1 protein-coding gene is annotated in these 1,355 nt (G+C 73.1%); it reads right to left on the bottom strand.

The annotated features are described in order from the left end of the window. A partial coding sequence (locus ABT300_RS44070) for an AMP-binding protein (RefSeq protein ID WP_351688819.1) occupies nt 1–1,304 on the bottom strand: 1,304 nt, incomplete at its 3' end. Between the last annotated feature and the right edge of the window lie 51 nt (nt 1,305–1,355).

Here is a 1,355-nt window from a genome sequence, read left to right as displayed (position 1 = left end):
CGCTGGTCCGGCGGGACGACCACCAGGGTCGCGCCGGTCAGCAGGGCCATGAACCACTCCCACGCGAACGCGTCGAAGCCCACCGAGGCGAACTGGCCCACCCGCGAACCCGGACCAACGCCCAGCAGACCACTGTGGCCCGCCCGCATACTCGCCACACCCGCGTGCGAGACCAGCACGCCCTTCGGCCGCCCCGTGGAACCCGAGGTGTAGATCACGTACGCCGGAAGCGACGGCACCGGCCCCGGCCCGACCAGCGCGCCACCCTCCAGACCCGCCAGGGCGGCCACGACCTCGGGGTCGTCCAGCAGCACCGCACGGGGCACCACGCCCGCAGTACCACTCGCAGCCAGCAGCACCCCCGGCCTCGCATCGGCCACCATGTAGGCGACACGCTGCGCCGGATACTCGGGATCGATGGTCATGTACGCCCCACCGGCCTTCAGCACACCGAGCACCGCCACCAGCAGCTCGACACCACGCTCCAGGCACACCCCCACCACCGACTCCGGGCCCACACCCCGGCCGACCAGGAACCGGGCCAGACGGTTCGCCCGCGCATCCAGCTCGGCATACGACAGCTCCGTGCCCCCGGACACCACAGCCACCGCCTCCGGAGTACGCGCGACCTGCGCGGCGAACAGCTCCGGCACGGTCAACGGGGCGACCTCGACCGCCGTGTCGTTCCACACCGTCAGCATCTGGTGCGCGGTGACCTCGTCGAGGACCTGTACCGCGCTCAGCGGCTGCTCGGTGCTGCCGTCCAGGGCCGCCTCCAGGGCGGTGACCAGGCTCTCGGCGGCGGTGCACACCAGCCGTCCCACGGCGTGGGGGTCGACGCCCGCCACCGCGTCCACGGCCAGTGCGATGGACTCGCCGTCGTCGTCCACGGACACGGCGAGGGGGTAGTTGGTGCGCTCGCGCGAGAACCGTGCCTCGAAGCCCTCGAAGCCGCGGTTGCGGTCGTCCCGCTCCCGCTCGGATCCGCCGGGGTTGTGGCGGTAGTTGAACAGGGCGGTGAACAGCGGCGTGTCGCCCGCCAGTCCGCTGGTCCGCTGGGCCAGGGCGAGGGATGCGTGCTCGTGCTCCAGCAGCTCGGCCAGCTGGTCCCGCATGGCCGAGACGGCCTCGAGCGCGCCCAGCTCAGCGGTGCGCAGCCGGACCGGCAGCGTGTTGATGAACGGGCCGGGGATCCGGTCGGCGCCGGCGCCGGCGTTCATCCGGCCGAACAACACGGTGCCGAAGACCACGTCGGCCCTTCCCGAGACCGCCGCCAGGGTCCGCGCCCACGCGACGTGCAGCACGGTCGCCGCACTCGTGCTCAGCCGGCGAGCGACCGCGCGCAGTCGCGCGTG

The sequence above is a fragment of the Streptomyces sp. NPDC001027 genome (assembly GCF_040299045.1).
Classification (GTDB): domain Bacteria; phylum Actinomycetota; class Actinomycetes; order Streptomycetales; family Streptomycetaceae; genus Streptomyces.
This window is presented reverse-complemented; position numbering and strand designations above follow the sequence as displayed.